The 24,973-nt window shown below is 51.8% G+C and carries 20 protein-coding genes and 3 pseudogenes; 13 read left to right on the forward strand and 10 right to left on the reverse strand.

Features of this window, described 5'->3' with window-relative positions; genetic code table 11:
• Positions 1-351: 351 nt before the first annotated feature.
• From XM38_RS18405 to XM38_RS18435, 8 genes and pseudogenes are all read left to right on the forward strand, one after another.
• A protein-coding gene (locus XM38_RS18405; RefSeq protein ID WP_088429129.1) for an ISKra4 family transposase occupies positions 352-1,418 on the forward strand; the annotation gives its coding sequence in 2 pieces (ribosomal slippage) (positions 352-508 and positions 508-1,418; 1,068 coding nt in all).
• A gap of 38 nt (positions 1,419-1,456) precedes the next feature.
• A pseudogene (locus XM38_RS18410) lies at positions 1,457-2,425 on the forward strand (aminotransferase-like domain-containing protein); the annotation flags it as partial.
• A 34-nt stretch (positions 2,426-2,459) separates the two neighbouring features.
• A complete protein-coding gene (locus XM38_RS18415) occupies positions 2,460-4,679 on the forward strand; it encodes a glycosyltransferase family A protein (RefSeq protein WP_080805844.1) in 2,220 nt (739 codons plus the stop codon).
• 355 nt (positions 4,680-5,034) lie between these two features.
• Positions 5,035-5,166, forward strand: a pseudogene (locus tag XM38_RS29110) (inosamine-phosphate amidinotransferase 1); the annotation flags it as partial.
• Positions 5,167-5,294: 128 nt separating this feature from the next.
• The gene (gene trpB, locus XM38_RS18425; RefSeq protein ID WP_080805842.1) at positions 5,295-6,497 is read left to right on the forward strand and encodes a tryptophan synthase subunit beta; all 1,203 of its coding nucleotides are present in this window, start codon (positions 5,295-5,297) and stop codon (positions 6,495-6,497) included.
• Positions 6,494-7,291: a tryptophan synthase subunit alpha gene (gene trpA, locus XM38_RS18430; protein ID WP_080805840.1), complete on the forward strand. Its 798-nt coding sequence runs from the start codon at positions 6,494-6,496 to the stop codon at positions 7,289-7,291. Before trpB ends, trpA begins: the two co-directional genes overlap by 4 nt.
• 240 nt (positions 7,292-7,531) lie before the next feature.
• Positions 7,532-7,669 carry a hypothetical protein gene (locus tag XM38_RS26110; RefSeq protein ID WP_187329463.1) on the forward strand — a complete coding sequence of 46 codons (138 nt, stop codon included), beginning with the start codon at positions 7,532-7,534 and terminating at the stop codon, positions 7,667-7,669.
• A 320-nt stretch (positions 7,670-7,989) separates the two neighbouring features.
• A pseudogene (locus XM38_RS18435) lies at positions 7,990-9,628 on the forward strand (IS1634 family transposase).
• Between the two features lie 244 nt (positions 9,629-9,872).
• Here the strand turns inward: XM38_RS18435 and XM38_RS18440 are convergent.
• Positions 9,873-10,172 carry a sll1863 family stress response protein gene (locus XM38_RS18440; protein WP_080805836.1) on the reverse strand — a complete coding sequence of 100 codons (300 nt, stop codon included), beginning with the start codon at positions 10,170-10,172 and terminating at the stop codon, positions 9,873-9,875.
• 439 nt (positions 10,173-10,611) lie between these two features.
• On the opposite strand from XM38_RS18440, the gene XM38_RS18445 reads away from it, so the two are divergent.
• Entirely contained in the window at positions 10,612-11,496 is an 885-nt protein-coding gene (locus XM38_RS18445; RefSeq protein ID WP_449271853.1) for a GGDEF domain-containing protein, read from the forward strand.
• 10 nt (positions 11,497-11,506) lie between these two features.
• On the opposite strand, the gene XM38_RS18450 is transcribed toward XM38_RS18445, so the two are convergent.
• The 3 genes from XM38_RS18450 to XM38_RS18460 form a co-directional block, all read right to left on the reverse strand.
• Positions 11,507-13,567: a cation:proton antiporter domain-containing protein gene (locus XM38_RS18450; RefSeq protein ID WP_080805855.1), complete on the reverse strand. Its 2,061-nt coding sequence runs from the start codon at positions 13,565-13,567 to the stop codon at positions 11,507-11,509.
• Positions 13,568-13,828: 261 nt separating this feature from the next.
• Entirely contained in the window at positions 13,829-14,380 is a 552-nt protein-coding gene (locus XM38_RS18455) for a YggT family protein (RefSeq protein ID WP_225889354.1), read from the reverse strand.
• A 115-nt stretch (positions 14,381-14,495) separates the two neighbouring features.
• Positions 14,496-14,864: a hypothetical protein gene (locus XM38_RS18460; protein ID WP_080805832.1), complete on the reverse strand. Its 369-nt coding sequence runs from the start codon at positions 14,862-14,864 to the stop codon at positions 14,496-14,498.
• Positions 14,865-14,984: 120 nt separating this feature from the next.
• Here XM38_RS18460 and XM38_RS18465 point away from each other — a divergent pair, with 120 nt between their 5' ends.
• Positions 14,985-15,533, forward strand: coding sequence for a pyridoxamine 5'-phosphate oxidase family protein (locus tag XM38_RS18465; RefSeq protein ID WP_080805831.1), 549 nt, complete (start codon positions 14,985-14,987; stop codon positions 15,531-15,533).
• A 125-nt stretch (positions 15,534-15,658) separates the two neighbouring features.
• On the opposite strand, the gene XM38_RS18470 is transcribed toward XM38_RS18465, so the two are convergent.
• A complete protein-coding gene (locus XM38_RS18470; RefSeq protein WP_080805829.1) occupies positions 15,659-16,045 on the reverse strand; it encodes an Alr5209 family pentapeptide repeat protein in 387 nt (128 codons plus the stop codon).
• A 189-nt stretch (positions 16,046-16,234) separates the two neighbouring features.
• Here XM38_RS18470 and folP point away from each other — a divergent pair, with 189 nt between their 5' ends.
• The 3 genes from folP to XM38_RS18485 all read left to right on the forward strand — a co-directional run bounded on the left by folP (position 16,235) and on the right by XM38_RS18485 (position 18,925).
• Positions 16,235-17,104, forward strand: coding sequence for a dihydropteroate synthase (gene folP / locus XM38_RS18475; RefSeq protein ID WP_080805827.1), 870 nt, complete (start codon positions 16,235-16,237; stop codon positions 17,102-17,104).
• A gap of 154 nt (positions 17,105-17,258) precedes the next feature.
• A complete protein-coding gene (gene psbQ, locus XM38_RS18480) occupies positions 17,259-17,708 on the forward strand; it encodes a photosystem II protein PsbQ (RefSeq protein ID WP_080805825.1) in 450 nt (149 codons plus the stop codon).
• A gap of 80 nt (positions 17,709-17,788) precedes the next feature.
• Positions 17,789-18,925, forward strand: a complete 1,137-nt coding sequence (locus XM38_RS18485) for an NAD(P)/FAD-dependent oxidoreductase (protein ID WP_256995674.1) — start codon at positions 17,789-17,791, stop codon at positions 18,923-18,925.
• On the opposite strand, the gene XM38_RS18490 is transcribed toward XM38_RS18485, so the two are convergent.
• The 5 genes from XM38_RS18490 to XM38_RS18510 all read right to left on the reverse strand — a co-directional run bounded on the left by XM38_RS18490 (position 18,900) and on the right by XM38_RS18510 (position 24,699).
• Complete coding sequence (locus tag XM38_RS18490; RefSeq protein ID WP_088430648.1) at positions 18,900-19,757, reverse strand: sulfurtransferase; 858 nt, start codon at positions 19,755-19,757, stop codon at positions 18,900-18,902. The two genes, XM38_RS18485 and XM38_RS18490, sit on opposite strands and share 26 nt — an antisense overlap.
• 164 nt (positions 19,758-19,921) lie before the next feature.
• Entirely contained in the window at positions 19,922-21,115 is a 1,194-nt protein-coding gene (locus XM38_RS18495; protein ID WP_225889355.1) for a TIGR00341 family protein, read from the reverse strand.
• Between the two features lie 136 nt (positions 21,116-21,251).
• Complete coding sequence (locus XM38_RS18500) at positions 21,252-22,574, reverse strand: flotillin family protein (protein ID WP_088430652.1); 1,323 nt, start codon at positions 22,572-22,574, stop codon at positions 21,252-21,254.
• Positions 22,571-23,965 (reverse strand): flotillin family protein, encoded by a 1,395-nt coding sequence (locus XM38_RS18505; protein WP_088430654.1) that lies wholly within the window; start codon positions 23,963-23,965, stop codon positions 22,571-22,573. The genes XM38_RS18500 and XM38_RS18505 overlap by 4 nt, the downstream gene beginning before the upstream one ends.
• Before the next feature lie 53 nt (positions 23,966-24,018).
• The gene (locus XM38_RS18510; RefSeq protein ID WP_088430656.1) at positions 24,019-24,699 is read right to left on the reverse strand and encodes an NfeD family protein; all 681 of its coding nucleotides are present in this window, start codon (positions 24,697-24,699) and stop codon (positions 24,019-24,021) included.
• Positions 24,700-24,973: the final 274 nt, after the last annotated feature.

Raw genomic sequence — 24,973 nt, forward strand, 5'->3', positions numbered from 1 at the left:
AATAGCTTTCATCAGAAAGAGGTTTTGAGCTGAATAGACAGCGTCTTCAGTATAAATTATTATTGTAACCTTCTTTGGTAATCCGAAAAATTCATTACGTAATAGAATATTGTTCATATGATAGAACATACTCAACGACGAGACGGTGAGCTAATAGATCTTGGAATAGGACGACCTGATTTTGCGCTTCTTCCTCTTGCAGAACTCCGAAAGGCTTCTGCACACCGATTTTCTCTAATAGATACAAGCTGTCTTCAGTACTCGCCAGAAGCGGGTCGTGGGAGCATCTCATTTTTGCGAGAACCCAGCATCTGTGCTGAGATGAAAGGGTAGTCTCTACCCCAAAAGCTCTTGTCCCCCGAAGACCAAGCCGCCTTAGCCCAGCATAGCCGCGAGATTGCCAAGATTCTGCATCGCAATAGCCCTCCTGAAGCCGTTGACACACTTGAAGGCATTGAAACGACGGTGCGGCAGCAGATGCTGGAGCACGTCAGTCCCGAAGTGGGAATTTTTTTGTCGAAGCGTGCACCCAAACCCAACGGGGACGCCCCCGGCAGCTAAAAAGTGTTCTGGGGACCCTCCCGATTCGGGAACAGCAAGCCCAGCGGTTGGGCCTCGAACCCCACGGTCGTCTCAGCCCGCTCTTTGAGAAATGTGCGTTGCGGGTTGCGGCCTGCCAAAGCTATGGGAAAGGCGAAACCGACGTGTCCGTTTTAACGGGGATGTCGTTGAGTCATTCAACGCTGCAACGCCTCGTGCAACGCCAACGTGAGACCCCACCGGAGGCGAAGCAGACGGTCACCGAGATCAGTGTCGATGGCGGTAAAGTGCGCCTGCGGCATCCGGAAAAAGGCGAACCCAGTTACTGGAAAGAATACAAGAGTGCTCGGGTCGAGAATCTGTACTATGGGGCGGCGTTTCAGGCAAATGACTGGCTGCAAGACTGGCTAAATAGCCAACCGTTAGCGAACCCCATCATCTGCCTTGGCGATGGGCATCGGGGCGTCTGGGCGGTGTTTCGTCCCATCGCCACCGTGGAAACCCGTTTAGAAATTCTCGATTGGTACCACTTGGTCGAAAACCTCTATGGAGTTGGGGGCTCATTAAAACGGCTGAAACAAGCCAAAGCTCTGTTATGGGAAGGGCGGGTTGATGAAACCCAGGCGTTATTTACCGACTGCGCTCTGGAGCAAGCCCGGCGATTCTGTGATTACTTGGAGCGACATCGTCACCGAATTGTGAATTACGGCTATTTTCAAGCTGAACAAATCTGTTCGATTGGCTCAGGTGCAGTTGAGTCAGCCATCAAGCAGATTGACCATCGCATGAAACTCCCAGGCGCTCAATGGGTGCCCGACAATGTTCAGCAAGCCTTGCAGGTGCGATGTGCCTATCTGAATAGAGCCTACGATTGTTGATGTTTTTGCAACTTTGAGATGCTCCCGCGGGTCGTCCTTCACTACGCGGGCATCTCGCAGACTTTCTCACCCGCCATTACGGTTCTGTGGTACGTCCTGAGAGACTTTTTTTGACTGCTGGTGCATCACATGGACTTGACCTCATTTCAGGATGCTTTGCGCAACCTGGAGATACGGTATTTGTTGAGGCTCCAACATACTTCTTAGCACTCAAAATACTCCAAGGGAGGAACTTACGCATTGTATCGGTTCCAACTGATTCTGATGGACTCGATGTAGTTGCTTTAGAACATTTGCTGGAGATGGAGAAACCAGCATTTCTCTACACAATTCCTGTACATCACAATCCAACAAGTGTCACGCTATCAGTGGTAAGGCGAAGGAAGTTAATAGAGTTGGCTGAAAAACACAAATTTTTCATCATAGCCGACGAAGTTTATCAACTTCTTAACTATAATGGATATACTCCGAGCCGATTGGCTGCTTTCGATGATAGCAGAGTCATATCTTTAGGGTCATTCTCAAAGATACTTGCTCCTGGGTTACGGCTTGCTTGGATTGAGACAGAACCGAAGCATTTTTCTGTACTTGGCCGATGCGGCGTTATCAAAAGTGGTGGTGGCGTCAATCCATTTACTTCAGCGATTGTCGAAAGCGCGATTACACTTGGGCTACAAGATTCTTATCTAGAGCGCGTACGTAAGGTTTATAGCCAACGGTGTGCTCATATGATCCAAGTCCTTGATCATGTACTTCCTAAAGTAGTAGGTTTTACAAAACCGAAAGGAGGGTTCTTCGTGTGGCTAAAACTTCCGCAATATATTGATAGTAAGGAGTTACTCGCAGAGGCTCAGATACTCAAAATTGGGTTTCGTCCTGGTTCCCTCTTCTCGCAAGAAGAAGGTTTCACAAATTTCTTGCGGATTTGTTTCGCTTATTACAATGAAGCTGAAAGCGAGTGGGCCTGCAAGCAACTCGGACGTTTATTTTCTAGTCATTTACAATAATTCCCACCTTTACTATCGACTTAGTTAATATCAAATGAAAAATTTATTGCCCGTTGAAACATTACTTGCTGAACTTGGCGCTTTTGGCAAACTGCCCAAAAATAATGTTTTTCATAGAGAATGGACTCAAGAAAACCAGGAGCAAGACTTCAAGACTGCATTGAACAGTCCACTTTTCGCTCTTCACAAAACTTCTGATGTTAACGACATCGAATCTATCCAAATTGACGACGCACGGCGAGTTTTACGTTTGAAACGGCAGATAGCGTCTTGGATCGTAGAGTACGCTGAACTAATCGGTGGAGTCGAGTGGGCTCGCTTATCGCATCAGAGCGAAATCCAAGAAAAGGCTGAACTAATCGCGACCCAATCGCTCGAAACGAAAGCTGAGATTCTGAGACTGCAAAGAAGAATTGTCAAACGATTTATTGATGGTAGAAGAAACTACTTTGAGCGAGAACAGTCAGCATCCTTCGATGAAATCGAAGCAATGGCTAAGGAAAAACGCGAAATTTTCATTATCATAAAATTTATGGACGAAGCACCTCATATAAGGGCTACTTTGAAATCCTTAGTGAATCAAAAGTCCATAGACATGGAACGTGTCGTAATCGTCGCTGTCGATAATAATTCGACAGATGGCTCAGATAAAATTGTCAAGCTTGTTATTGCCGAAAACACAAGCAGAGCACGCATAATATATACGAATCAACCGATATCTGGAGGTGGGAGTGCTGCTCGATTTGGTGTAGATCGCATCATTTCAACTATCTATGAAATGTGCCTCCACGATAATGATTGGGAACGGTTGGAGCGAGCTATAATCGCTGTGTCTGACGGTGATACGGTGTATCATCCTCAGCTACTGGCAGATAACGTTGCTATCTTAAATACAGATTCGACTGTGGATGGCGTTATGCCGTTCTTGACCTACAAGTATACGGCTGCTTTACGACTCTTTGCTAAATACACATCCAGGTTTTCTGAAGACTTGCGACCTCACGCCAATTGCGCCAAAGCTGTGGCTGTCCCTGTTGATCTTTCTACAATAGAAGCTTACATCCAGATACCGCGACACCAGAGGAGAGTGATAGATGATGAAACAATAGAATTGATAATTATTGACCGAGAAGGAGTTGAAACAATTCGAATCGTTAAACTGAATAATCGCGACGCTCTGGGACGCAAATTTGCCGCTCTCATAGACAATGAAGGACACCTCGCTTACGTCTTGTCGAACCGCACAATCGTTCTTGACGAAGCTCCAGTATCAGGGACAGATGCCGCACTTGTTTATTTGGAAAACGATAGCGTGAAGGAAGATGAAAAGTGGCGCTGGCACGCGGTAATCGGTCACGATTTATTTCTAAGTTGGGCATTTGAAGAAATGGGGCTACCAGAAGAGAGCATTTTCCCAGATACTAGCGATGCATTAAAGATGTTTCGCGTTTGGAGTTTTGCAGTCGGCGGTCAACACCAACTAAAGAAACCTGATTTGAATATCGTTACTGGTACGGACTATCAATCGGGTCGAGTCTTGCAGGCAGTTGGTAATGTAATTCGCCTTGGACCAGCTCATGCATACTCCGAGACCGAGATTGATCGATTGATTAAGATGATCCGTAATTTTGCAAAGGGGCAAAGTGTTTTCTACGGCGAAACCAGAAGCTCGAATGTTGAAAGAGCAAGTGGGCTCTATTTGCACATGACCCGCATTCAAAATGCGGTCGAAAATGAAGTACGCAACTTCTCTGAAGACTTCTTCAGAGAGGTTGTTTTCCCAGAAAGGATTATTTTTCCCCTGCGATGGATACTACAGAATGCTGTACGTTTCTATGCACACAAGGAACCATGCGCAAGAGATATTGTAGAACAACGAGTGCTAAATACTATATTTTCTCCAGAAACCGTTGTACAAATTAAACAGAAATGGATTACAGAGACAACCATTGCAACGATTAGAAGTGTGGAGTACATAAACAAACAGAAGCAAGCTGAGAAAACTGCAGAGGGTATTATAAAAGAGCATTATCGAGAAATAATGTCCTTTTATAAAAAGACGCTACAATCTTTTTTCGATGCCTATCAGATAGAGCCTCAGCATTATTCTTGGTTGCTCGAAGGCGTAGAGCAGTCGAGAAATGCCCTAGTTGAAGATCTCCCCCGTGTCCATCCTTCGGCAGTCTGGCAAGGCAAGGAATTTGTTATCGATAACGCTAGAGGGCAGGTCTTAAAATTTTATTCTTCTAGTTAGAGGTCGAGCCAGAGGTCGCCTTCTGATAGGAGAGCGTCGCTAAATAAGGTAGTGAAACAAAAATCTGCGGTAGATCTAGCGAAGCTGTCATGAAAGGCAATCTAACTCGAAATCATTGTTCTGCAAGGGTTTCAAAATTGGTTTTAAGCGATCGCCAGAGAAGTTTATTTTTGCAATTTTTGGATAGTTTATGAAAAATTGTGATATTTTTTCGAGAACTAAAATCAATAAAAAATATATACTGCAATAGTCTTAGAGATTATAGATCGAAAGCTATTTTCATCATCTTAAACACTAAAAGCTGCAATATTTTCTACAATTGCCCCTCATGATAACACTGGCTAGTTTTATCCCAATTAAAGAACTGGAACGATATAAAATTGATGTTATTCCCTTGAGTTTACGCCACGCTAGGACTCTCGGCGGAAGATTTTACTGCGTCACATTAGATGTGAGAAGAAAAGGCTCACTCGAATCCTATGTCTGATTATCTCTTTTTTGTCATAGTAGAATCAAATTTTCTCTGAGTGACAAAAGCGTCTCACTCTTGAGAAAAACAGTCTATATTTATGCAAAGTTTAGCATCCATAACATAAATAGAAATTTCAAATAATCATGACAGAACAACAATTCAACAAATTACCCGACCAAAATGGCTATTTTGGTAAATATGGAGGGCGTTTTGTACCAGATACCTTGATGGAACCACTGATACAACTTGAAAAAAACTATTATTCTTTAAAGGGTGATGAGAATTTTCAAAGAGATCTATTACATTTTCAAAAAACCTTTATAGGGAGACCAACTCCTCTATATTTCGCAGAAAATCTTTCACGGAAAGTAGGTGGCGCGAAAATATATTTCAAGAGAGAAGACTTAGCACATACAGGTGCACACAAAATTAATAATGCCATTGGTCAGATTCTTCTTGCCAAATATATGGGCAAAAAGCGAATTGTTGCTGAAACGGGCGCAGGGCAACATGGCGTAGCAACAGCGGCAGCTTCTTCAGTACTCGTTTTAGACTGCTTAGTCTACATGGGTGAAAAAGATATGGAAAGACAACAGCCCAATGTTGAACGTATGCGATTGATGGGAGCAGAGGTTCAGGCTGTTGAATCAGGCTCGCGGACTTTAAAGGATGCAGTGAGTGAAGCAATGCGCGATTGGGTAACTAACATTGATGATACTTATTATTTATTAGGATCGTCATTAGGACCACACCCCTATCCCTTAATTGTCCGAGATTTCCAAAAAGTTATAGGTATAGAGGCTAGGAAACAAATTATGGAGGTGGAGACGCAAATGCCAGCCGAAGTTATCGCCTGTTTGGGCGGAGGAAGTAATGCTATTGGTATTTTTTATGGATTTATGGAAGACGATGTAAAGCTGATTGGGATTGAGGCAGGAGGGTCTGATATATCTCCTGGTCAGCATGCTGCTAGATTTTCTGGTGGACGTATTGGTATTTTTCAAGGAATGAAGACATTCGTCTTGCAGGATCAAGAAGGACAAATTGAATTAACGTCAAGTATTTCGGCAGGTTTAGATTATGCAGGAGTTGGTCCTGAGCATGCTAACCTCTTGGATAAAGGACGTGCAAATTATCTCTATGTAAATAATGTAGATGCTATGGAAGCATTAAAAATACTTTGTAAAGAAGAGGGCATTATTCCTGCTCTCGAATCAGCGCACGCAATAGCTTATGTACTTAAAAAAGCTAAAGAATATGATAGGTCGCAAAGTCTTATTGTAAATCTTTCAGGTAGAGGCGATAAAGATGTGAGTATAATCCAAGACTGGAAATTTAAAAAATGAGAACTATTCGTGATTCTATTAAAGAAAAAAATAGAGATGGCTATACTGCTTTAGTACCGTATATTCTGCTTGCAGATCCTGATTTTGAAACGACAAAGCAAGTAATTTTCGCTTTGTCTCGTACAGGCTGTACAGCAATTGAACTTGGACTTCCCTTCACCGATCCAATAGCTGATGGGCCAGTAATTCAGAAAGCCACAGAGCGAGCTCTTAACAAAGATATTTCGCTGAAATTAATTTTTCAATTTATTTCAGATTTGAGGAAGGAAGGGTTAAAAATCCCTATTGCAATATATACATACAGTAACTTGGTTTATAATATTGGGTACGATAGTTTTTGTAAGGAAGCAATAAAAGCGGGGATACAAGGAGTCCTAATTGTTGATCTTCCTCCAGAAGAGGCTCATGAGTTTATGAATGTAAATTCTCAAGATTCTTTGGAAACTATATTTCTTTGTTCTGCCACTACAAGCGAAGAACGTCTCCCTAAAATCAATAGTGCATCAACAGGATTTACCTATTATGTTGCTCAAAAGGGAGTTACTGGAATGCGGGAGTCTTTACCAGACGGATTAACTGAAAAACTTACTAAATTACGTGAATATATTACTACTCCGCTTGCCGTTGGTTTTGGTATATCAAAACCTAAACACGCAAAGGCTCTTGCCCCTTATGCAGATGCTATCGTTATAGGAAGTGCGTATGTTAATATGTTTGAATCATATCAAGGACGTGAACTTGTTGAAAAGATAGAGTCCTTTACAACTTCTATTGTATCTGAACTTAAAAAATAAACGTTGTTAATAGTGGATTTACAGCTGCGACATGGTGAAAAACTAGGGTTGGTGTCACCAGACGCAATCTGAACTTGAAATCATTACAGGCTATAGGTTTTAGTCTCTAACTCATGGGAACTGGGCAGTGGGAAGTTCTCTGTCCGGTAGCGAGACGGTAAGGAAAACGGACATGGGCTGAGTCAACTGACCCATCATGTCCGAAACTGGCTGATATAAAGCGTTTCAGCCAGTACTATTATGAAACTTTTCCAGCGTCTTGAGCAAATCTTAGGCGACTTCCGTCCCGTCTTTAGCCGGGAAGCCCCGTTTCGATGGTTCGTCCTGCTGGTATGGGGCATCCTGCTCAATAGCCAACCGGCAGCGGTTACCAGTTAGGTGAACGCCCTGGGTTTGAGCGAACATGTCTATCCGCAGGCGCTGCATTGGTTTGAGTCCAGTGCCTTTAGCGTGCAAACGCTCTGCGAACACTGGGGACAGTGGCTGAGCCAGCATGCTAACGGGTATCGCATCAAGGGAGAACGTGTCTATGTGGCAGACGGTATTAAGGTAGCCAAAGAGGGACGAAAGATGCCCGCAGTGAAGCGTCTGCATCAAGAATCTGAGGATGTGAGCCGACATTCCGCAGGTTGACAGGGAATAAAAGATGTGGAGTGGTCTAGGCTAGAAACCGTTGCTTCTGGCGGTGTCATCCTCCCTTGCAGATTGAAAATTTAGACCATCTGGGTTTAGTGGCCGGTCTTATCGATGAACTTGGCCTGGTTGAACTGAGCGATGACCTGATTGAGCCCCATTGCTTAGAGCACGTCAGTGCTGGCCAAGTGGTGAAAGCGATGATTTTGAACGCCCTGGGGTTTCTCAGTGCCCCGTTGTACCTGTTCAGCGAGTTCTTCGAAAGTAAAGCCGTGTCTCATTTACTGGGAGAGGGGGTTGAGGCCCATCACTTGAATGATGACCGCTTGGGGCGTGTCTTGGATGACCTCTAGGAGGCGGGCACCACCTCATTTTTTATGACCGTGGCGCTACAGGCGGTCAACCGATTTGAGATTGACATTCAGCAGCGCCATCTCGATGCCACCTCTATCGCGGTGGAGGGTGAGTATCAGATCGCCTCCGAGGTCGAAGCGGAAGCCACGCCTGAGTCAGAGCCCCTAAGTGAGCCCTCAGCAGAACCGACCCCGATTCGACTCTGCCGAGGGTACTCCCGAGATCACCGCCCGGATTTGAAACAGTTTTTGATGACCCTGGTGTGTGCCGCTGACGGCGGCGTGCCCTTGTGGTTGAAGGTGGCCAGTGGCAATGAGCACGACAGTCAGCAGTTCGCGAGTGTAGTGACGGAATTTAGCCAACAGTGGACCAGCGACGGCATCGTTGTCATGGATGCGGCCTTCTATAATGAAGCGAATCTGCAGCAGCTGGGCTCTATGGGGTGGCTGTCGCGGGTCCCCCTAACGCTGAAAGCCGCTCAAGACCTGGTACATCGCGACGTCACCACACTGAGTGAAGTCCCCTGCAGCCTGAAGGATTACCGACTGTGGGAGGTGGAGTCGACCTATGGTGGGGTGCCTCAGCGCTGGATTCTGGTCGAAAGCCAGACCCGCAAAGCCGATGCCGCCCTCTGGCAACCGGAACTGGAGAAGCTAGAACGCAGGCTCAATCACCAATTGAAATCGCTCAGCCAGCAGACCTTTGCCTGTAAACCCGATGCCTTAGAGGCCTTGATGCAGTTTCAAGACCGTCTGGAGGTGCATCAGCTCACTCAGGTTTCGGTTCAGACCGTGCGGGCGAAACGCGCCCCCGGTCGTCCGGCCAAATCCGCCGAGGCCACCCCCGTTCAGGGGTATCGTCTCCAGGCCACCTTGGAGCGCACCACCACCGCCGAAGAGACCTTTAGCCGACAGCGCAGCCGCTTCATTCTCGCCACGAATCAGCTGGATAATACCCTCTGGCCCGCCGAGAAACTCCTGAGCGAATACAAAGGGCAACAGACCGTGGAGCGAGGCTTTCGCTTCCTCAAAGACCCCCTCTTCTTTGCCAGTAGCGTCTTTGTCAAAAAGTCCCAGCGAGTTGAAGCCTTGGCCCTGATCATGGCCCTCACCTTGATGGTCTATACGCTCGCCGAACGGAAGACTGGACGCCCAGCACCAAACGGTGCGGAACCAACGCAAACAGCCCACCGCTAAGCCCACCTTTCGCTGGATTATGCAGAAGTTTCAAGGCATTCACTGGGTCAAGCTGGAGGGGCAACGGCAGATTAGCAATCTCAATGATGAGCGGCGACTGATTATTCACCTCTTGGGTCCACCCGTTGAGCGCTATTACTATGCCCCTGGTTAATTATTTGTCAACCTGCGGAATGTAGGCTCTTAGCCTTGTGTCCGAAAATTGGGGGTCATTTCAAGCTATCGCTTACTCAGGCGGCCAAATTCGTAGCGTGCTGAGTTACACTCTGTTTGAGTCGGGGTCATGCTGATAAACCGCTGAATGTTTTGTGGTGATTACATTCTCGCCGGTTTTTGACCCCGATTCATCTTCTCTTGTGAGATATCCGGGCTGAGATATCCCTGATTTGATTGGGCTCTTACTTAAACTGACTAGTGGCTCGCTGGAAGGCTTGATCGAGATCATTCCAGGCACTTTCAAAGCCTTTTTTCACTTCTTCCCAAGCCGATTCACCTGCAGTCTGTAACTCCTGGAGCTTAGCCTGGGCGGCATCTCGTTTGGTCAGAAGTTCTTCCATTTGGTCGTGGTAGTTGATCTCGGTATCGGCCTTGAGTTGCTCAGCCTTGGCCTTATATTCGTCGATCTGAGCATTGAGCTTATCGAGTTCGGCGTTTACTTTCTCCTGATAAGCTTGCCGAGTATCTGCTGGTGAATTCATGGGGATACCTCCAAATTGGGTATAGTGCTATCGGCGGTTAACCGACTCAACAATTGCTAAGAGTTAGCCAGTCCAGCTCAGAATCTGGAGCTTTTTTCTGGTAATGCTCCAAATCTGCGTATGGACAATAATTATAGTTACAGTCTAGAAGTCTTGAGCCTGGAGATCCCCTATCTAGGGATATAGCTTTGGGTAAGGGGCATGACTCGACAGGCAGACTTTTGAGCTATTGATGGCAAGCGGTTATCAACTGGGGCTGGTTGCAGCGCGACATCAAAAGGTTTACAAACATGAAGGTTTTAGGCAGACCCTGGCATCTGTGAGCAGACTGTAAAGAGAGCGGGGCTGACAGCATTGATGACATTCTGTCAGCCCATCGCCCGGTGACATCAACCAACGACTCATGATGCTAGCAGGGGTCAGCTTACCATTAGCCCTCATGCCCCACGGGTCCTGTTTTTTCTGGGATCCTTGGCTTACGGCCTTGCATGTCGTGGCAGATGCTGGAGTGGCCTTAGCCTATTTCTCGATTCCGCTGCTGTTATTTCTCTATAGAGACCGGGCAGCAGCAACGACACAGCCCTTGTTGCTCTTGTTTGCGGCCTTCATTTTGAGTTGTGGCCTAGGCCATGGCTTTAGAATCTGGAATATCTGGCATGCCCACTATTGGCTAGAAGGGAGCTGGATGATGGTCACGGCTATGATCAGCCTCTATACGGCCTGGGAGTTGAAGCAGGTGATGCCGCTGTTGTTGTCGACCCAGAAAGATTTGCTCGATACTCAACAGTTGTTAGAAAAAGATGACCTGACGGGAGTAGCCAATCGTCGTGGCTTGGAGACGGCGTTTCAACGGTTAGTATTGCAATCGGTTGAGCCAGAGTTAGATCATGCACTACTACTCTTGGATTTGGATGATTTCAAACAGGTGAATGATACCTATGGCCATGGGGTTGGAGATCTCTTGCTGCGGTTGGTGGCGGAAAAATTATGCGATCGCACCCGTTCCCTCGACACAGTGGTGCGCCTAGGAGGGGATGAATTTGCCATTCTGCTGGCGGGCTGTTCCCTAGCTGGGGCAAATTTAATTGCCCAGGATATTCGACGGGCCATGACCAGCATTCGATTGCCGATGCAGGAGCAAGAGCCGTCTCAGCGATTCCAGGTAACAGCCAGTATTGGCATTGCTCCCATCCAGCCAGTTATGCCCCTGGGGCAATGCTATGACCAAGCAGACCAAGCGCTCTACCAGGCAAAACGCAGGGGCAAAAACCAGATCGCAATAGTCTCTTGCCAGACCCAGGCACCCCAGGTACAGGGTCTATGAATAATCGTCCCTAAGAATGGGGCTCACCGAAGAGGACAACGGAGCATGTTATCCCTGCCAGTACCTCATGGGTGACATCGCTAACGGCTAATCCGCCGGCAGTGCGGCGACGGGTAGACCGTAGAATCACCAAATCACTCTGCCGTGCCGCCGCCAGAATCACCTTGGCCGCAGACTCATGGCGCACAATTTTAACCCTACGGGGCACCTCAGGGCCATCCTGGATAGCGCCATAGAGCTGAATCTCAAACTTCTCGATTTGCGGCTTAGGGAGTCTGCGATCGCACACATGCAGCAGAGTAATCGAGGCGTCGTGGGTGTCGGCAAAAATCTGGGCGAAGCGCAACGTTTGCATAGCCTCCGGGGTCACCGTCTTGATCGGTACCAAAATATGGTGAATATCCAACGGATCTGCCAACAACTGAGTCACCGCCACCGGACAGTGGGCTGCCCAGAATACACTATCGATCAGGGTGCCAAACAACCGAGCCCGCAACCCCTGCACCGGACTCCAGCCCATGACGATTAAACTGGCATTATGCTCCCGAGCCGTGCGACTAATGCCCTCGGCCACATCATCATCCACCCGAATCATAGGATCGGCCCGGCTGCCAAACTCCTGGCTAATGACCTCGGCTTTACGTAACAACCCTCGGCCCCGCTCTAACGCCGTAATTAACTGGGGCTCATCCATGTGAACATGAGCCTGGGCAATGGTCAAAGGAATAATCCGTCCGGCCTCATGGCGAGCCAACAAGGCTGCCATCTCAATCAGATAGCGTTCTGTCAGGGGATTCGCCACTGGCACCACCACCGTGAATCCCTGAGTTTCAGAGGTCGGTCGAAACGGATCCCCCTGCTCTGAAGTAGGCACAGGAGTCAATGGCTGCCGCGGGCGCGGCAGCTGGCTGGCGACAAATCGTGTCAACGATGGCCCCACTAAGGCCGTCACCAGCATCAAGACAATCACGGCATTAAACACCTGAGAGCTAATTAGACCTGTCTGCAGGCCCACCAAAGCCGCCGCCAATGTGGCTGCCACCTGAGGCAACGAGAGAGACCACATCGTCACAGCCTGCACCCAGCTGTAGCCATAGACTCCCTTAATCAAAACACTGGCCAGCAACTTACTCAGCAACAATGCCGTCACAATAGCCGCAGTGAAGCCCAAATTAGACGTGACCGAATCAATAAACGCCGGCACATCTAGCAACAGCCCCATACAGACAAAGAAAAACGGAATAAACAGCACACTGCCGACAAATTCCACCTTTTCCTTAACAGGACCGTCACCCACCACATCATTGACGGCCAAGCCGGCCAAAAAGGCCCCGACGATTTTATCGACATTGATCAACTGAGAGCCCACTGCCGATAGAAATACGGCTAGCAGCACAAACAGGAACTGATTGCCTTGCTCATCACCTGAGCGCCGAAAATAATGCCTCCCGGCCCAGTCCAGCCCAAACAATACCAAGGCCGCAAAGCCGGCTAACATCAGCAATTGTGCGATCAGTGTGGTGACAGAAAATTCCCCTGCTTGGGCCGCCACACACATGGCCAGCACAATCAGAGCCGCAATATCGGTGAAGATAGTGGCTCCCACCGTAATCGTCACCGACTCTTCCTTGGCTACGCCTAACCGCATCACAATGGGATAACCCAATAGAGTATGGGAAGAGAGCAACGATCCGATCAAAATAGAGCCATTCCAGTCATAGCCAAAGAAACGCCCTACCATGGTGCCAGCTGCCAAGGGAAGGAGAAAGGTAATGGCACCGAATCCCAGGGAGCGATTGCGGTTTTTGCTAAACTCCTGCAAATCGATTTCCAACCCGGCGACGAACATGAGATAAATTTTGCCGATATCGGAGAGCAGCTTTTCTACCTCGCCATCCGGATTTAATAGGTGTAAGCCGCTAGGCCCCAGCAAGACGCCGGCCAATAATAGACCTACTAATCCTGGCAGTTTCAGCCGCTCAAAGATGGGGGGAATTGTCAGAGTCACTAACAGCAGAGCAGTGAACCCAATAATCGGGCTCTCAGGAAGCATGCGAATCAAGGATTCCATAGAGAGGTCAGCCAAGCTAAAGGGGTAGAGCAAGAAGTTCTCCAGGATTACCCTAACCAGTGGCTCTTAGAGTTGCCATGAACTGTGCAGAGCATCTTCCCGCCATGATGAAGGGAAAGCGGTTGAGGAGCCACATCCACTCCCTGAGGGGGGTACCGCAGTGGTCAGATAGCCTGAGACAGTGTAGATTGACCCAATGCTTAGCCACCTCCAGCTTAATGCAGGCGCTATCTCAGCCTGGATAGCTCAGCCTGGTCAAGATCAGCGACTCTCGATAATCCGAACTAACCAGATTAAGAGCGCCATCAGCACCAGATAGGACACCATGGCAACCAAGAGATTGATATCGAAGATGTTCTGATTGCCGTTGAAGGTGGGGCTGACGAACAGAGTCGAAAAGGGATTGACGAAGCTATTCGAGAGGCCGTAAATCACCTGAGCAAAGGTATTCTCAGGGTTGGCCCCGGTGAGCCGTAGCAGGAAACGCAGGGCCAGCAGCAGCTCGAGGGCTCCCACCAGATAATAAACAGCCTGCTCGAATTTTCGTGCCACCGCGCTCCGTTGGGCCCTGGCGACTCGATGTTCTTCCCGTTCCAGTCGCATCCGTTCTGACTCGCGACTGGGCTGGGGCTGGTGGTCGCCGTTATCGTTTGGGGGAGGTCCTTGGGGAGGACGGGGATAATTATTGGCCATGGGTCTGGCTATGGTATCTAACAGTAGTGTTTCAGCGTAGCCCCAGATATGGGTCCATCTGTAGAGACGATACCAAAGAATATCGGCTTCCTCAGGAACCCCAGAGAAATCCTGAGTCACGTCTAGATAGCCTTAAATTGGTCGATGGTGCTGGTGGCGGCTACGCCTTGGCCACCAAAGCCCTCAAGTCTCGCTGGCCCAGCATAGGAAATCCTGTTGAGTAACTCGCAACCCACTAGGACTTAATCATGGTATCGAGCAACTCCCGGGCTGGTTGGGCCTTGACTAAAGCCTCTCGATAGTCACCATAGAGTTTGACCAGCTTGCCCAGGCTACCGATACCCGCTTTCACCTGCTCCAGTTCTTCCCCCGATAGCATGTCGCCATCTAAGAGCCGATTGATCAGGGGCTTGATGTCACCAACGCCCTGCCGTGCCTTTTGTAATTTCTCGACGGTGCTTAGTAGCGTCTTCAGGGCAGCGAAGGTTTCGGTGACGGTTTGGTCATCCATGGCGGCAGCAGGCGCTGCTCCATTGCTGACAGAGGCAGCAGCCATGGCTGGAGTGGGGGCAACCGCTGGTGTACTACTAGAAGTGGGGGCCATAGTCTCTCCTACGGAAAAGCACTAACAAGTTAATGCAATTGTACTACTTTGAGAATCAGCTTCGTTTGAGGTTAGATGTGGAGATGGGCTCAGGTCAATAATAGAAGGGGGATACCAACGATGGGGAAGGTTTATTCCGAGTTATCTCAAGGGTTAATCCGCTGGATTGACCGGCAGCAGATGTTTTTCGTTGCCACGGCTCCCTTGGCCGCCGAGGGACATATTAACTGCTCTCCCAAGGGCATGGATTCCTTTCGAGTCCTGGGGCCTCAGGAGGTGGCTTACCTGGATCTCACCGGTAGTGGCAGTGAAACCATTGCCCATTTGCAGGAAAATGGCCGCATTGTGGTGATGTTCTGTGCCTTCCAAGGGGCACCCCAAATCCTACGGTTGTATGGCACTGGTCATGTCTATGAGTTAGGCACCACTGAGTTCCAGCAGTATACTCAGCATTTTAAGCGACTACCAGGGGCTCGGGCTGTAATTCGGGTTCGCCTCAGTCGCATCAGCGATTCCTGTGGCTATGGGGTGCCTTTGTATGATTTCCAGGGCCAACGGGAGACGTTGTCTAAGTGGGCTCAGAAAAAGGGGGAGACTAGGTTAGCCACCTATCGTCAACAGAAGAATCGCACCAGCCTGGATGGACTGCCTGGGTTTGGGGCTTCCTGATCTCCCTCAGGGGATTCGCGTAACGATAAAGTCCCCCTCAAGGGAATAGCAAGTGGATGGGTGGATGGGATGTTTTTTAGGCGCAACTCCCTAACGTGATCGGGTGATGGCAAGGGCTATGGGATTCAGCGCACGGCTCGCATGCCGGCGGTAGCAGGGTCAAATCCTGCTGGAAGTTGAGTCTCATCAGGGTCATAGTCGGCAGCTTCCACATTGGCTCCCGTCAAGTTAGCATCCCGGAGGTCGGTGCCAATTAACATGGCTCCCCGCAGGTCGGCATGGCTAAAGTTAGCCTGGCGCAGTATGGCGTAGCTGAGGTCAACTCCGCGCAGATTGGCCTGGCTGAAGTTGGCCTGGCTGAGGTCGCTATAGCTGAGATCACTCCCTTTGAGAATGACATGACTGAGATCAGCGCCGGTGAGGGTGATACCGCTCAAGTATCGCTGCCCGGCGGCATAGGCTTGGCGCAGGGCAGCTGCAGTGTTAATGGCAGCAGGATGAGAGGCAGACATACTAGCGTCCTGCAAATCGTCGAGGTCATTCTCAGCATACCGCTGCCCTCGCCCTTGGGGTATCCATGGCCCAGTAGTGGCCTGGCTTCGGTCTGGATGTCGAGGCCATGGGGGTGTCGTTTATGCTGGGATAGATGGTTGCTGCCGTGTTGTATTCCGAGGTCTGAGGTTTCGTTAATGGCTGCTGCAATGAAGACCCTTCCTACCTGGACCATTCGCGATCGCATCTTCCGCTGGGGCTCGCGCACCTATCTGATGGGCATTCTCAATGTCACCCCCGACAGCTTCAGTGACGGTGGCCAGTTCGACACCGTAGAGGCTGCCCTAGCCCAGGCCCAGCGGTTGGTGCATGCTGACCTCGACATCCTCGATATTGGCGGCCAATCGACCCGACCTGGGGCGGCAGAGGTCTCGGTCGGTGAGGAGATAGAGCGGGTGATTCCAGTGATTGCAGCCCTACGAGCCCATAGCGATCCGGCCCTGCAGACCATTCCCATTTCCGTAGATACGACTCGGGCTCAGGTGGCCCGGGCGGCGATTCGAGCCGGGGCCGATCTGGTCAATGACATCTCGGGCGGGACCTTCGATAGTGCCATGCTGTCGACGGTCGCCGATCTGGGGGTGCCCATCGTCTTGATGCACATTCGCGGCACCCCAGCCACCATGCAGCAATACACCGATTATGAGGATGTGGTCGGCGACATTGCTCGATTTTTGCGGCGTCAAATCGACGATGCGATCGCAGTGGGCATCGATCCCAGTCACATTGCCATTGACCCTGGCATCGGCTTTGCCAAGAGTTATCCCCAAAATATAGATGTTTTGCAGCGTCTACGGGACTTACAAGCCCTGGGCTACCCCCTATTGGTGGGGCCGTCTCGCAAGAGCTTTATTGGCTGGATTCTCGATCAGCCCGATCCACAGCAGCGGCTGTGGGGAACGGCGGCAGCCTGTTGCGCGGCCATTGCCCATGGAGCCGATATGCTACGAGTGCACGATGGCCCCGAGATGCGGGATGTCTGCCGTGTCGCTGATGCCATTTGGCGCCGCAGGTTTTAGCTCTGGGGTTGGCCACGGGGACGCGGTTACCAAGCTCACAGCCACTACTCCGAGCAAGGACGGCTTTTTCAGGGATGGCCATCAAGCGTAGAATATTGACATATTCGAGTAATTGTCGGTGCGCCATTGCAAGAATAGGAGATGACTGGCAGCTATGGCACGATATCGTTCAGTTCTAAGCCTGGTATTGGCTGCGATCGCAACCTTTGTAGTGGGCTGCGGTTCGGCTAATCAGGCCCAGCCTCCCAGTTATACCCCAGAGCGCCTAGAGCAAATCGAGACCTACACGCCTAGGGTAATATCCTTGCGGGAGCGATTCCCAGAACTCGGAGACTATATCCAACAGAAAGATTGGATCAATCTACAGAGCTTTATCCATGGTCCCCTGGGAGAATTACGGACTCGCCTAAACTGGTTGGCTAGTCAACTCATCCCACCGGAGCGCGAACGGGCCCAGGAATTAGCTCAAGAAGTCTTTCGGCATCTAGAGCGAGTTGATTTAGCCGCCGATGAGCGTAACCAGGTGCAGGCTAATCAGGAATATCGCCATGCCCTAGATGACTTTGACGCGTTCATAGAGCTACTCCCTAACCAGGCTGGATAGTGTTAACCTCAGTGGACACTGCTCTTGCCCTAGACTCGGCAGTTGAGTGATTCAGCTGCCTGCCCCGAGGGGACTGGCGAGTGCTAGTATCCGTTATTGCCATGACCTTCCCTAGTGTCTTGCATCGACCGCCACTGCTTCGGATCGTCATCATTGGCTGTGGCATCATCGGAGCCACTGTAGCCTACGAACTCAGCCGAGAGCCTGGGATAACCGTTCAGGTGCTAGATCATCAAACCCCGGCCCAGGCCTCCACTGGAGCCGCCCTAGGCGTCTTGATGGGGGCCATCAGCCACAAGACCAAGGGACGGGCTTGGCGTCTCCGGGAAGCCAGTCTGCAGCGGTACGACGCGTTGATTGCAGAAGTCGAGGCGATCACTGGCCAGACGATTCCCTACAACCGCCAGGGCATCTTAAGTCTCTGCTTTGACGCCACCGAGCTTCCCCGTTGGCAGAGCCTTCAGCGTCTGCGGCAGCAACAGGGATGGCCCTTAGAAATCTGGTCACCGGACCACCTAGGACAGGCGTGTCCCCACATCGATCCCCAGCAAGTGGTGGCAGCCATCTATTCCCCTCGAGATCGCCAGGTCAATCCGACGGTGTTGACCCAGGCGTTAGTAGACGCCGCTCAGCATCAGGGCGCCCATTGTGATTTCACAGCATCGGTACAAGCGCTGCACCGCCATGGCGATGGGGTCACCGTAGAGACCTCCGAGGGCAGCCATGATGCCGACCGAGTGATCATCTCCGCTGGTTTGGGATCTTCTGCCCTCACGGCTGCCTGGCCGCAGCCTGTGGCCATGGTACCGGTACTGGGGCAAGCGGTGCGGCTACGGCTGCTCCAGCCCTTAGGGAAGTCCGACTTTCAGCCGGTAATCAATGGTCATGATATCCATCTAGTGCCCCTGGGGCACCAGGAATATTGGCTGGGGGCCACAGTGGAGTTTCCCCCAGCAGAACACTCCCCCACTGCCGATCCCGCTCGGCTGGAGGCGGTGGTGCAGGGGGGGGTCGCCTATTGCCCGGCCCTGGCGACTGCCGAGGTGGTGGAGCAATGGCAGGGGCTAAGACCTCGACCCCAGGGGCAACCGGCCCCAGTGATTCAGCCCCTGGCTGAGGATGAGCGGATCTGGCTGGCCACGGGGCACTATCGCAATGGCGTGTTACTGGCTCCAGGGACTGCCTTGACCCTTAAGCAGAGGCTGATGGCGGAGTGACTAGGTAAGAGCACCAGTCGCTCCAGCCCCCTAGGTAGAGCTTGTGCATGGGTTCACCGGCAATAGCTTGGGACAGCAAGTTGACGCAGGCGGTGACCCCGGAGCCGCAGTAGACAATTACCTCGTCAGCATCTCTCAAGGAGGCCCAGTGAGCTTGGAGGTGACGCTGCGATCGCATCTGGCCCTGGCCATCACTCACCGCTTGCCAGAAATAATTCACAGAGCCCGGAATACTGCCGGCAACCGGATCGATGGGCTCCTGCTCCCCCCGATAGCGCGCTGGTGAGCGGGAATCAATTAGCAGGGTCTCCCTCTGTCCCTGGCGTTGACGCACATAATCGATATCCACCAGCCAATCCGCTTGGAGCCGGGGACTAAACCGACCCGAGGCGGGTTGGGGCACCTCAGTACTGAGGCCATAGCCCCGAGCTTGCCATCCCTGTAGACCACCATCTAGCACCGCCACGGCATCGTGGCCGAGATAGCGCAACAGCCACCACAACCGTGAGGCAAAGGCAAAGCGACTATCATCATAGGCCACCACATAGGTGGGCGGATCAGAGGTAATGCCCAGGCTTTCGAACCGCTTGCTCACGGCCTCTAAATCGGGCAGGGGATGGCGCCCCCCATGGATCGCCACCGGACCAGATAGGTCCTGGTTCAGAGCCAGATAATGGGCGCCCGGAATATGCCCCGCTTCATAGTTCTGGCGCCCTTGCTCAGGGGCTTGTAGCGAAAATCGACAGTCTACCACTACGACCGTGTCATCCTGCAGATGGTCATGCAGCCAGTCGGGATGAACGAGATGTTGGGGATAGCTCACCAGTGCCATGGCAGGGCAGTGACTTTTTTGACCGACAATGTCCAATGACTCTAGGAATGTTTCCGGACGAAGCCAGTTCCCATTGTAGAGGGAGATGGTAGATGCACCCTGATTCCTGACCTCTGGCCTGCGGGCCAGGGGTTTTTTGTAGCCATCTGCCGCCCCGAAGCAGATTACTGGTCGGGTGCCGCCGGTGTAGAGGCGGTAGCAGGGGTTGAAGAGCCCGTCGCAGTGGGGGTTGATGGTCTCGGAGCTGAGGTGGCTGAACTGTCAGGGCCAGTCTCTGGTGGCATCGCAGGAGTGGTCACAGGCTGCCTCGGCTCAGGCGGCTGCAAAGCTGGGGAATTATCTTGCCAGTCTTGGGGCAAGGCTTGAGAGTCACGGGTAATGGCTTCCACTTGGCTGACTTCAAAGATGAGCCGAAACGGTTGTCGCATGCGCTGGGTCAGATAGGCTTCGACCAACTGCACTTGTTTCGGGGTAACAGGATCTCGGGCATAGACCACCAGCGTCACTTCAGGCGGCTCCACCAGCCAATCGGTATCCATACGAATCAACTGCAACCGTTGAAAGGTCAATGTCCCCCCCAACAGAATGTCTTTCACATGGGCTTCCAGACGGTTCTGGCGCAGCAACTCCACCGAGCTATACCCCAAGGGCAACACCAACAGACTGGTGATGGCCATGGTCCACCCCAGAGGTCGACTGGCCCGCTGAAAAGGGGAATACCCCGCCAGCCAGAAGGCCAGCATACAGGCCAGGGTAATTCCCAACAAATTAGTGAGATAGAGTAACAACGACCCCGTCGTTAGCCCCATTTCCCATTGCGCCAGGCCCAAGCCCACCACACAAATGGGTGGCATTAAGGCAACGGCGATGGCTGTACCCGCCAAGGTATTGGAGATTTTCGGCTCCACCTTGGCAAAGCCACTAATGCCCCCAGCCGTGACGGCAATGCCTAGATCCAGCAAATTGGGTTGGGATCGGGATAAGACCTCGCTGCCATAGCCGGGTAGATCAATTGAGAGGCCAATCAAGGTCGATAGCCCCACGGCTAGCAGACTGCCCCAGCTCAGGGCCCTCAACCCGGTTTGGATCAGCTCCGCATCGCCCTCTAGAATGCCAAAGGCAATGCCCCGAATGGGTTGCATCAGGGGCGCCACCAGCATGGCCCCGATAATCACGGCGGCGCTGTTGGCGAGCAGCCCCAGGGTGGCGATAATGCAGGAGCCGATGATGAGCACAATGTAGTTACGCTCGGTCAGTGACTCATCTAGCAAGCTATCCCGCATGTGTTTAAGGGCCCGGGGAGATACCCGTCGTCCAGAAAAGTAACGATTGACCAGTTTCTGGAGTGTGCCCTTCAAGGTGTGGTGTGTCCTGCGAGAGTGAACAATCGCTCCTGCGATACTAGGCTTCTACAGCGTGTCTCAAGGCAGTGAGGACTGATTCTTAAATAGTAGATCCCCCAGCTGCTTGGGCGTCAGGTTTCATCCTCAGCGCTCATTGACGACGGTCCTGCTTCTGGTTGATCTCTGCTGACTTCTCAGAGGCCTCGGGTTTGGCGCTAATGACTTGAGGAGGGGCTGTCTGATTAGGGGACTGCCCCCAGCGATGGGCCATCTCAGCCAGATCAATCCCGGTGCTTTGACGCAATTGCTCCAGGAAAGCCGCCAATTTCGTGGCTCCGTTGCCTTGGCCCGGATCGATCACGGTAATTTTTTCCACGTCTAGATCCGGCACCGTTGCCACCAGGTGTTTGAGTAGAGGCTCGAGCTTTTGAAATAGAAAGATCTCGCGGGCATGATCTCCGGCAAAGGCCCAGACTTCGGCGAGTTCTCGGATGCCTTCGGCCAGTGCCTTACCATCTTCTACAATATGGGCTGCCTGGCCCTTGGCATCGGCTTGGGCCTGCTGGCAGGCGGCCTCGGCCGGTGCGACGACATCGGCCTGCAGCTGTTGTTCTACCTGGTTACGACGTTCGCGCTGCACCGCTAGTTCGGCTTGGGTGCGAGCAACGCTGGCGGCAATTTCTGATTCCGCTTCCGAAATGGCTGCCTGTCGCTGAGTCAGCGCATCTTGCCGGCGACGATGGGCTTCGGCTCGGGTGGTTTCGATGGTGGCGGCAATTTCTCCCAGGGCTGTCTTGCGCTGATCTTCGGCCGCCTGTAAGGCCGATGCAGTTTTGGCCTCGGCTTCGGCAATGCGAGCATCTCGCAGTAGTTCAGCCCGTTGCTTGCGGCCAATCGAATTTAAATAATCGACATCGTCGGAGATATTCTGGATCTGCAGATTGTCTAGAATCAACCCCAGGTGTTCCAGATCGTCTTCGGCTTCATCCAAGAGATTCCTGACGAAGGCCATCTTATCCTCGTTCACTTGCTCTGGCGTGAGACTGGCTAATACCCCGCGTAGATTACCTTCCAGGGTTTCTCGGGCGATGGTTTCAATCGCTTGCCGACTCTTGCCCAGCAAGCGTTCGATGGCATTGTGGATGGTGGGTTCTTCGCCGGCGATTTTGATGTTGGCTACGCCGTCTACCTTGAGGGGAATGCCGCCCTTGGAGTAGGCATTGGTCACCTTCAGCTCGATGATCATGTTGGTCAACTCCATGCGGAAGGCTTTTTCCAACAAGGGCTTACGGATACTGCTGCCCCCTTTGACCAGGCGATAGCCGACCGCCCCTCGATCGGGAACGGAGCGGCGATCTCCGGCAAAGATCAGCACCTCACTGGGTTGGCAGATGTAGTACAGATTTTTGACCACCAACAGAATGCCGCCGGAGGCCCCTAAGAGAACGGCGAGTAAGGCAATGATGATGCTCATGGTTCCTCCCTAGTGGCTGGGGTTGAAGTCGAGGGGGGTGGGGTTGTCATGGCGGCCGGTAGCCCCGCCAGGGGGATGCCTAAGGTCTGTTCGGATTGCTGGAGAAACTGCCGCAGCATCTCGGGGTAGGCATTGAGCAAGGATGCGATCGCATGGCCGTCGCCATTATCAATGACAGTGACCTCACCCAGATGGAGACGCCCCGGGATTTGCCCCGCTTCCTGCAGAATCACTTCTAATTGCTGCACCAAAAATAGTTGAGAGGCATCAGCCCCAGTGCTCTGCCAGACGTCTGCCAAGAGGCGGCTGGCCGCCGCCGAGGCCCGGGCATTTTCTTCGAGTTTGGCCGCCTCCCCCCTGGCTTGCAGTTCCTGGGCCCGTTGTTGGGCTTGGGCTGGGAGCACCTGCTCGACTTCCAGACGAGCTTTTTCCAGCTGGGCTCGCACCGCCTGCAGTTCTCGCTGAGCCCGGGCCCGGGCTTCGTCAGCGGCGGCTTTTGTCCGTTCTTCTTCGATGCGAGCCTCCTTGTCCACATCGGCGGTAATGCGCCGCAGTTCATTTTCTCGCTCTTGAATGGCGGTGCGGGCTCGGGTCAGGGCCACATCACTCTGGCGTTTACAGTCTGCCTCCACTTGGGCCGCTTCTGCCACGGCATTGGATTCGGAAATTTCCGCATCTCTGACAATGTTGGCAATCTGGCGACGGCCGATGGAGTTGAGATAGTCAACCCGGTCGGAGACACTTTGAATCTTTAAGGTGTCGAGATGTAAGCCCAATTTAGCCAGATCGTCGCGCACGTCACTGGCGATGCGCTCGGCGAATTGCAACCGGTCTTCGTTGAGTTGTTCTGGGGTCAAGGTAGCGACGACCCCCCGCAGGTTGCCTTCTAGGGTTTCTCGAGCCACCCGAGCAATCTCTTTGGGATGGCGGCCAAGGAATCGTTCGATGGCATTACCCACTAAGGATTCATTGCGGGCAATTTTGACATTGGCGATGGCCTGAATATCGAGGGGGGTGCCGCCTTTGGCGTAGGCGTTGGTGACTTCAATGGGGACGGGCATGGTGGTCAGGTCCATGGTCTTGACCGTTTCCAGGACCGGTATGTGCAGGGTGCGGCCACCGTAGATCACCCGATACCCCAAGACCTGCCCGTCTTTCCGCTTGTAGCGACGCCCGGAGATGATCAAAATCTTATTGGGATCGCAGATCTGAATGAAGGCATTGACGCCCCAAATGATAATGATGATGGCGACGACGAGGGTGGCAATCAAAGGCATAATAACGCCATCGGCGGTTGGCCCACTGGTCTGCCCCATCACCGGCAAGGGAGGCGATAGGCCTTCGACGCTATCACCGGCGTGAGAATTCGGGTCAAGCTTAGTGTGTGTCATTGATTTCCCGTCGTTAGGGTGAGACTGGTTTGGTTGAGGAACTGTCGGAGGCCTCACTCGGGGACACCTAGCCAGGGAGATTTGAGCTCTTCGCAGGAGACAACCCAGAGCTTATTGTTTTCGAGCCCAACTACGAGAACCGTCTCTCCCGGTTGAAAGGCTCTGTCTTCTTGAGTGAAGGCAAAGAAGCCGATGGTAGATCCCTTGAGACTGAGTCTGACTTTTCCCCGGCTGTGGGCATCAAAGGGAATTTCGACGGTGCCGATTAAGCCGACTAGACTGTCAGAGGTCGTCATGCTGTTGGCTTGGTGTGTGCCCAGTAGGCGCAGGATCCAGGCGGCGAGGGAGCCGCACAGAATGCCCATTAAAGTTGCGATCGCACCAATCACTGCCACCGGTAGATCGGGCTGTAGCCAGGTTAACAGCAGACCGGTCAAGCCAAAGAAACAGAGCCCAAAGGTCCAGAACCTGAAGCTCAACACCGGCAACCATAGCCGTTTAGGTGGTCTCGCGAATCGGCGCGTCTGATCAGCCGTCAAGGCATGGGTACCGGCGTCGATATCGTCGACCTCCGCCTCAATAGCAGCAGTGTCTAGATCGGCAGTATCTAGCTCGGCAGCGTCTAAATCGGCGGTGTCCAAGTCGCCAAAATCGACTCCATCTAAGCCACCTAAGGCAGACAGCAGCACAAACACGCCACCAATGGCAAAACAGATAATGTAGGGGAGCATCATATCAACTTAGCTGCCTGGCCTTGAGACCTTCTGCGGGCGGGCGTGAAGAGCCCGCCTATTAGCTTATGGGCTTTATCCAGATGGCAGGGCCACCCCTTCACGCTATGTAATCTTTTGACTAGTAATCTTTTGACTACTGCCGCCAGTGGTGAAGCCACAGCCGCCGCCACAACTCATAATCGTTCTCCTGACGTTGCTGGACTGATTCGATTCAACAATATCGAGAGGCCTTAGCTAGGGGAGCATAGTCGTAGTCATGAGGCAGGTTATGGTC

The sequence above is a fragment of the Halomicronema hongdechloris C2206 genome, from assembly GCF_002075285.3.
Taxonomy (GTDB): Bacteria; Cyanobacteriota; Cyanobacteriia; order Phormidesmidales; family Phormidesmidaceae; genus Halomicronema_B; species Halomicronema_B hongdechloris.

Coding starts and splice junctions, on each gene's coding strand:
- XM38_RS18465 (WP_080805831.1), top strand. CDS start 14,985: ATGGGGAAGGTTTATTCCGAGTTATCTCAAGGGTTAATCCGCTGGATT.
- XM38_RS26110 (WP_187329463.1), top strand. CDS start 7,532: ATGAAACTTTTCCAGCGTCTTGAGCAAATCTTAGGCGACTTCCGTCCC.
- XM38_RS18415 (WP_080805844.1), top strand. CDS start 2,460: ATGAAAAATTTATTGCCCGTTGAAACATTACTTGCTGAACTTGGCGCT.
- XM38_RS18490 (WP_088430648.1), bottom strand. CDS start 19,757: ATGGCACTGGTGAGCTATCCCCAACATCTCGTTCATCCCGACTGGCTG.
- XM38_RS18450 (WP_080805855.1), bottom strand. CDS start 13,567: ATGGAATCCTTGATTCGCATGCTTCCTGAGAGCCCGATTATTGGGTTC.
- XM38_RS18460 (WP_080805832.1), bottom strand. CDS start 14,864: ATGGCCCCCACTTCTAGTAGTACACCAGCGGTTGCCCCCACTCCAGCC.
- folP (WP_080805827.1), top strand. CDS start 16,235: ATGAAGACCCTTCCTACCTGGACCATTCGCGATCGCATCTTCCGCTGG.
- XM38_RS18445 (WP_449271853.1), top strand. CDS start 10,612: ATGCCCCACGGGTCCTGTTTTTTCTGGGATCCTTGGCTTACGGCCTTG.
- XM38_RS18500 (WP_088430652.1), bottom strand. CDS start 22,574: ATGAGCATCATCATTGCCTTACTCGCCGTTCTCTTAGGGGCCTCCGGC.
- XM38_RS18440 (WP_080805836.1), bottom strand. CDS start 10,172: ATGAATTCACCAGCAGATACTCGGCAAGCTTATCAGGAGAAAGTAAAC.
- trpA (WP_080805840.1), top strand. CDS start 6,494: ATGAGAACTATTCGTGATTCTATTAAAGAAAAAAATAGAGATGGCTAT.
- trpB (WP_080805842.1), top strand. CDS start 5,295: ATGACAGAACAACAATTCAACAAATTACCCGACCAAAATGGCTATTTT.
- XM38_RS18470 (WP_080805829.1), bottom strand. CDS start 16,045: ATGTCTGCCTCTCATCCTGCTGCCATTAACACTGCAGCTGCCCTGCGC.
- XM38_RS18510 (WP_088430656.1), bottom strand. CDS start 24,699: ATGATGCTCCCCTACATTATCTGTTTTGCCATTGGTGGCGTGTTTGTG.
- XM38_RS18505 (WP_088430654.1), bottom strand. CDS start 23,965: ATGACACACACTAAGCTTGACCCGAATTCTCACGCCGGTGATAGCGTC.
- psbQ (WP_080805825.1), top strand. CDS start 17,259: ATGGCACGATATCGTTCAGTTCTAAGCCTGGTATTGGCTGCGATCGCA.